The following is a 7,814-nucleotide window of genomic DNA, read 5'->3' as shown; positions in this document are numbered from 1 at the left end:
AACGGCAACGCCCCCAACACCACCACCGCCGCCGGAACCATGAACTCCGGCAACACCCCCGCCGCGAACCGCCGCACCTCCCCCGCCTCCAGCACCTCCCCCACGTCCGGCGCCGCCCCCCGCCCAACACCCGGGACGGAAGCGACCGGCGCCACCTGGTCACTCACGGAAGCGACCGGCGCTTCACGGATACTCACGGAAGCACCCGGCACCTCGCGGGCACTCTCGGGGGCATCCGTCGCCGTACGGTCATGTCCGACCACGTAGGCGACCAGGCGCCGGTCCCCCGGACGGTCCTCCCGCACCACCACCGCGACCTCCGCCACCAGCGGATGCCGCATCAACACCCCCTCCACCTCGCCCAACTCGATCCGGAACCCCCGGATCTTCACCTGCTGATCAGCCCGACCCAGATACTCCAACCGCCCCGCACGATCCCACCGCGCCAGATCCCCCGACCGATACATCCGCCCACCAGCAGGCCCGAACGGATCGGCCACGAACCGCTCCGCCGTCAACCCCGGCCGCCCCGCATACCCCCGCGCCACCCCCGCCCCCGCCACATACAACTCCCCCACCACCCCCGGCGGCACCGGACACAACCCCCCATCCAGCACATACACCCGCAGATCAGGGATTCCAGTCCCGATCAGGCCGGCGGGGCTGTCCGGATCCAGCACGGCACAGGTGACGTGCACCGTGGTCTCGGTGATTCCGTACATGTTCACCAGGGAGACTCCCCGGCCGTGCCACCCAGCGAGCCGGGAGACCTCCAGGGCCTCGCCGCCGAAGATCACATACCGCAGCGACGACCCCGCCCCCGGCCCCTCCCGCTCGGCCCGCATGAACTGGTAGAACGCCGACGGCGTCTGATTCAGCACCGTCACCCCCTGCGCAGCCACCAACGCCACGAACTCCCCCGGCGACCGACTCACCTCGAACGGCACCACCACCAACCGCCCGCCATACAACAACGCCCCCCACAACTCCCACACCGAGAAATCAAACGCATACGAGTGGAACAACGCCCACACATCCGTCTCGTCGAAGCCGAACCACCCCTCCGTCGAGACCAGCAACCGCGTCACGTTCCCATGCGAGACCACCACCCCCTTCGGCCGCCCCGTCGAGCCCGACGTGAAGATCACATACGCCGGATGCGCCGGCAACAACCGCCCCACCCCACGAGACCCCCCACCCACCCCGACGACATCACCGGACGCATCCCCGCCCACCACGAAAGCCTCACGGGAGGCGTCCTCCCCGAGCCGGAACACCGAGAACGGCGACGCCTCCTCCGGCACCGACACCCGCCGCCCATACCCGGCCAGCACCCCCTCCGACTCCGCGACGGTGACCGCCAGCACCGGACGGGCATCCCGCACGATGTGACCGATCCGCTCATCCGGGTAACCCGGATCGATCGGCACATACGCACCCCCCGCCTTCAGCACCGCCACCACCGCCACCACCAACTCCACCGAACGCGGCACCACCAACGCCACAAACCGCTCCGGCCCCACCCCCAACCCCGCCAACACCCGCGCCAGCGCACCCGCACGCGCGTCCAACTCCGCATACGACAACTCCACCCCCGCCCCCACCACCGCCACCGCATGCGGCGACCGCGCCGCCTGCGCCTCGAAGCGCTCCACGATGGTGGACGGGGCCGGTTCTGTGCCGGTGCCGGCCCAGTCGCCCAGAATCGTCCGGCGCTCGGCGGGGGTGAGGATCTCGATCTGGCCGATGGGGATGTCGGGGGCGGCGACCACGGCTTCCAGGAGCAGGTGGAAGCGGGTGACGATGTCGTCGGCCGTCCGCCGGTCGAACAGGTCGAGGCTGAACTCCAGGCCACCCTCGACGCCCCCCTCGGGACGCTCGGCGAGGGTGAGCTGGAGGTCGAACTTGGCGGTGGCCGGGGTGAACGGTTCCACGGCGACGGACAGGCCGTCGAGTTCCAGGACGGCGGGCGGGTTGTTCTGGAAGGCGAGCATCACCTGGAAGAGGGGGTGGCGGGCCATCGACCGGGCCGGATTGACGATCTCCACCAACCGCTCGAACGGCAGATCCTGATGCGCGTACGCCGCCAGATCCGTCTCCCGCACCCGGCCGACCAGCTCCCGGAAACTCGGATCCCCACCGGTGTCGGTCCGCAGCACCAACGTGTTGACGAACATGCCCACCAGATCGTCCAACGCCTCATCGGTCCGGCCCGCGACCACCGACCCGATCGGGATGTCGTTCCCGGCCCCCAGCCGGGTCAGCAGTGCCGCCAGGGCGGCCTGCACCACCATGAACAGGCTCGCCCCCGCCTCCCGCGCCACCCCGATCAGCCCCCGGTGCAGATCGGGCCCGATCTCGAAACGGACCGTCTCCCCCCGGTGCGACGCCACCGCCGGGCGCGGACGGTCGACCGGCAGCGCGATCTCGTCGGGCAACCCCGCCAGCGCCGAACGCCAGAACGCCACCTGCGCGCTGACCAGACTCCCCGGATCCGACTCCTCCCCCAGCAACTCCCGCTGCCACAACGCGTAATCGGCATACTGCACCGGCAACGGCTCCCACGCCGGCACCCGCCCCCCGGAACGCGCCGCATAAGCGGTGATCACATCACGGGCCAGAGGAGCCATCGACCAGCCATCCCCCGCGATGTGATGCAACACCAGCAGCAGGACGTGGGTGGTGGCGTCGAGTTCGAACAGGCAGACCCGCAGGGGCGGATCCACCGACAGGTCGAAGCCCCGTCCCGCCTCTGCCGCCAGCGCCGCTCCGAGCCGGTCGCCGCCGACCTGGATCACTTCGACCGGGGGTTCGGCGGGGTCGAGGACGCGCTGACACGCCACCCCACCCACCTCAGGAAACACCGTCCGCAAACTCTCATGCCGACCCACCACATCCCCCAACGCCCCCCGCAACACCCCCACATCCACCCCACCCGACAACCGCAACACCACCGGCAAGTTATAAACCGCCGACCCCGGCTCCAACCGATTCAAAAACCACAACCGACGCTGCGAAAACGACAACGGCACCGCCCCCGGCCGCACCACCCGCCCCACACCAGGCCGCACACCCCCCGAAACACCCCCCACCCACACCGCCAACCCCGCCACCGACGGCACCTCGAACACCACACGCACCGGCAACTCCACCGACAAAACCGACCGCACCCGACTCACCAACCGCATCACCAGCAGCGAATCCCCACCCAAATCAAAAAACGAGTCATCCACCCCCACCGACGCGACCCCAACCCCCAACACCTCCGCGAACACCCCACACAAAACCTCCTCCACCGGTGTCCGCGGCCCCCGCCCCGAAACCGCCACCTCCGGCACCGGCAACGCCGCCCGATCCAACTTCCCGTTCACCGTCACCGGCAACACATCCAGCACCACCACCACCGACGGCACCATGTACTCCGGCAACACCTCCCCCACCCACCCCCGCAACTCCGCCGCATCCACCTCCGCCGACACCGCCCGCCCCACGGGAGCAGGGACCATGTCCCCCTCGACCGGACCCGCCGGAAGGGGAACCCCACCGGAGCCGTCACCGTCCCTCCCAGCACCAGCACCAGCACCAGCACCAGCACCGGAGATGCCCTGTCCCGCCGGAGCGGGAACCACGTAGGCGACCAGCCGCCGGTCCCCCGGCCGGTCCTCCCGCACCACCACCGCGGCATCGGCCACCCGCGGATGCCGGGCCAGCACGCTCTCGATCTCTCCCAGCTCGATCCGGAACCCCCGGACCTTCACCTGGAGATCGGCCCGCCCCACATACTCCAGACACCCCTCCGCACGCCACCGCACCACATCACCCGTGCGATACATCCGCCCACCAGCAGGACCGAACGGACACGCCACGAACCGCTCCGCCGTCAACCCCGCCCGCCCCAGATACCCCCGGGCCAGGCCGGGCCCGGTCAGATACAGCTCCCCGGCCACCCCCACCGGGACCGGCCGCAGCCACGCGTCCAGCACATACACCTGGGCGTCCCGGAGCGGGGAACCGATCGGCGGGGTCTCGCCCGGGGTCAGCGGACCGCTCATCGTCGCGGCGATCGTGGCCTCGGTGGGACCGTATGCGTTGATCATCAGGCGGCCCGGAGCCCAGCGGCCGACCAGGCCGGCTCCGCAGGCCTCCCCGCCGACCGCCAGGGTCCGCAGGTCCGGCAGCACCGTCTCGGGCACGCTCGCCAGGGTCGCGGGCGGGATCAGGGCATGGGTTATCCGCCCGCTCTCCAGCACCTCGGCCAGCGCCGCCCCGCCGTACACGCCGTGCGGGAGGATGACGAGCGCGGCCCCCGCGGCGAAGGCCATGAGCATCTCCATGACCGAGGCGTCGAAGCTGGGCGAGGCGGACTGGAGCACCCGGCTGTCCGGGCCGACCCGGAGCCGGTCGGTCTGCGCGGCCGCGAACGCGGCGATGCCCTCGTGGGTCACGACGACGCCCTTGGGGCGCCCGGTCGAACCCGAGGTGTAGATCACGTAGGCGGGGTTCTCCGGCGCGAGCCGCACATCAAGGTTCTCCGCCGGATATCCGGACACGTCCGCGGCGGCCAGGAACGCCGCGTCGATCACCGCGGAAGGAGCGGCGTCGGCGAGCATGTGGGCGATCCGCTCCGCCGGATAGTCCGGGTCGACCGGCAGGTAGGCGCCGCCCGCCTTGGCCACGGCCAGTGCCGCGACGACCAGGTCCGCGGACCGGGGCAGCGCCAGCGCGACCAGACGCTCCGGCCCGGCCCCGCGCTCGGCCAGCAGCCGCGCCAGCCGGTTGGCCCGCCGGTTGAGCCGGGCATAGGTCAGGACCGTCTCGCCGTCCACGAGCGCGGTGGCGTCGGGGACCCGCGCGGCCGTGGTCTCGAAGATCTCGGGCAGCGTACGGCGGGGCACCGGCGCGCCGGTGTCGTTCCACTCCTCGACGATCTGGCGGTGCTCGGCGGCGTCCAGGACGCCGAGCCGGCCGACCGGCGTCTCCGGGGCGGTGACCAGCGTGGTGAGCAGCAGCCGCATGCGCTCCAGCAGCCGCCGGGCCTGGACCGCGGTGAACAGGTCGGGGCGGTGGTCCAGGCGCAGGGTGAGACGGTCACCGGGGATGGCCGCGAGGGCGAGGGGATAGTGGTGGGCGTCCACCGAGCCGAACCCGGTCAGCCGGACGTCACCGAGGGCGGTGTCCGCGGCGGAGGCGTCGAAGGGGTAGTTCTCCAGCACGGTGACCGTGTCGAACAGGGCGCCGCGATAGATCTCGGTCAGTCCCAGATGGTGGTGGGGCAACAGCTCGGCCTGCTCGTCCTGGAGGCGTTCCAACAGTTCCCCGACCGGCTCCTCCGGGCGGAGCCGTACCCGCACCGGCAGGGTGTTGACGAACAGGCCGATCATGCGCTCGACGCCGGGCAGCTCGGGCGGGCGCCCCGAGACGATCGCGCCGAAGACGACGTCGTCGCGGCCGGTCAGCTGGGACAGCAGCACCCCCCACAGCCCCTGCAGCACGGTGTTGACGGTGATCCCCCGGCGGCGGGCCAGCCTGGTCAGCGCGGCCGTCAAGGTGGTGTCCAGTTCGAGGCTCACCTTGTCCGGCGGGACGGGCGTGGCCACGCCGGGCGCGATCAGCGTGGGTCCCTCGATCCCGTCGAGGGCGCGGTCCCAGGCCCACCGGGCGGCGTCCCGGTCCTGGCGGGCCAGCCAGGCCAGATACCCCTTGTACGGCGGGGCCGCCGGGGCCTCCACCCCCAGGTAGAGCGCGAGCAGCTCGGCGACGAGGAGCGGGGTGGACCAGCCGTCGAGCAGGATGTGGTGGTTGGTGAGGATCAACCGGTGCCGGTCCGGCGCGAGCCGTACCAGGACGGAGCGGATCAGCGGCGGCGTGGCCAGGTCGAACGGGCGGGCCCGCTCCTCGGCGGCCACGCCCTCGGCGTCGGCCGTGACGACCTCCCGCCACGACGGCTCCACCCGCTCCGGGATGACCTGGACGGGCCGGCTGAGATCCTGGTGCCAGAAGGCGGCGCGCAGGTTGGGGTGGCGTTCGAGCAGCCTGGCGGCGGCGTTCCGCAGCGCGGGGACGTCCAGCGGACCGTCGAGATCGAGGGTGACCTGGGCGGTGTAGACGTCGTGTTCGTCGTGGAGCGCGTGGAAGAACAGGCCGTTCTGCAGCGGCGAGAGCGGGAGGATGTCCTGAACCTGCGTCATCGCTTCTCCCATGCGGCCTGGATGCGGTCGATCTCGTTCTGGTCCAGGTCGACCAGGAGGTCGCTCGGCGTGTAGCCGCCCCGGCCGTGTGCGGCCAGCCCTTCCAGCGCCCCGGACCAGGTCTCGGCCAGCTCCCTGACCTCGGCCTCGGTGAGCACCCCTGCCGGCCAGGACCAGACGGCCTCGAGGTGGGGGCCGTCCGGCCGGTCGTGGGTGGTGACGTTGATCTCCAGGGCGTGGGCCACCGGCATGCCGGGGTCGTGCCCGCCGAGCGCGGCCGGGACCAGGTTCCAGTCCCCCTCGGCGACGGCGACCCGGCCGAGGTAGTTGAACACGATCTGCGGCCGGGGCAGCTCGGCCAGCTCGGGGGCGGTGTCGGGGTTGAGGTGGCGGAGCAGGCCGTAGCCCAGGGGGTTGGGCACCGCCCTGAGCTGCTCCTTGATCTTCTTGACCGCCTGCGCCACGGCCCGCTCGTCGGCCCAGCCGGTGACGCCCGCGTCGAGCCGGACCGGATAGAGGGCGGTGAACCAGCCGACGGTCCGGGACAGGTCGGTGCCGGAGGAGATCTCCTCCCGGCCGTGTCCCTCCAGGTCCAGCAGGACCGAGCTGCCCCGGCCGCCGCGTTTCCTGCGCCAGTGCGCCACGGCCAGGGCGAGCCCGGTGAGCAGCACGTCGTTGACGCGGCCGTGGAACGCGGCGGGGACGGTGGTCAGCAGGGGCTCGGTCCGCTCGGGGGGCAGGGTGAGGCGGAGGCTGCGCAGTGTCGCGACGGTGTCGACGCGCGGGTCGAGCGGTCTGCTGCCGACGCGCGGGTCGGGCCCGTCGAGGATGTCGATCCACAGGTCGAGTTCTCCGGCCCTGTCGCGGGCCTCGTCCTGGAGGCGACGGGCCCAGCTGCGGAAGGAGGTCGGCACCGGCGCCAACGCGACAATCTCACCCCGCACGGCCGCCTGCCAGGCGGCGAACAGATCCGGCAGCAGAATCCGCCACGACACCGCGTCGACCGCCAGATGATGCACCGTCACCACCAACCGCCCCGACACCCCCGGCCCGGCATCCACCCAGACCACCCCCACCATCCGGCCCGCCCCCGGATCCAACCCCGCCCGCAACAACCCGGCCTGCCCCGCGACCACCCCCGCCAGCCCCCCACCACCGGAGACGCCCTCGCCCGAAGCACCACCGGGGACGCCGCCCGGAGCAGCGCCGGGGACGCCGCCGAGGTCACCGCTGCCGGACTCCCCATCACCGGGATCGCCACCACCCTCGGCACCACCGCCCGCGACGCCCACCTCGACCCGGCGCACGCAGTCGGCCGCCCGGACCGCCCCGCGCGGCAGCACCTCCAGTCCCCCGGGCCTGACGGCTGTCGCATCCGGTGCGGACTCCGGGCCGGACACCCTCAGCCGCAGCGCGTCGTGATGGTCCAGTACGGCCTGCACGGCCTCCGTCAGCCGGTCCAGGCCGAGGTCGGGCGGCACCTGGAGGACCACCGTCTGGTTGAACCCGGCGATCGGCCCACCCCGCTCCGCCAGCCAGGCCATGATCGGGGTGGGCGGCAACGGACCGACCCCCGCCCCCTCCGCCTCCCCCACCACCGGCTCCTCCTCCTCGGCGGCGACCACG

2 protein-coding genes are annotated in these 7,814 nt (G+C 72.3%); both read right to left on the bottom strand.

What is annotated here, in order from left to right; all coding sequences use genetic code 11:
- Window positions 1-6,188, bottom strand: a 6,188-nt coding sequence (locus ACZ6R6_RS48940; RefSeq protein WP_470104367.1) for an amino acid adenylation domain-containing protein, incomplete at its 3' end; no start/stop codon positions are given.
- Window positions 6,185-7,814: condensation domain-containing protein (locus ACZ6R6_RS48935; RefSeq protein ID WP_470104365.1), on the bottom strand; the 1,630-nt coding region annotated here is incomplete at its 5' end. The genes ACZ6R6_RS48940 and ACZ6R6_RS48935, both read right to left, overlap by 4 nt.

Source organism: Streptosporangium sp. NPDC048886, assembly GCF_055586905.1.
This window is presented reverse-complemented; position numbering and strand designations above follow the sequence as displayed.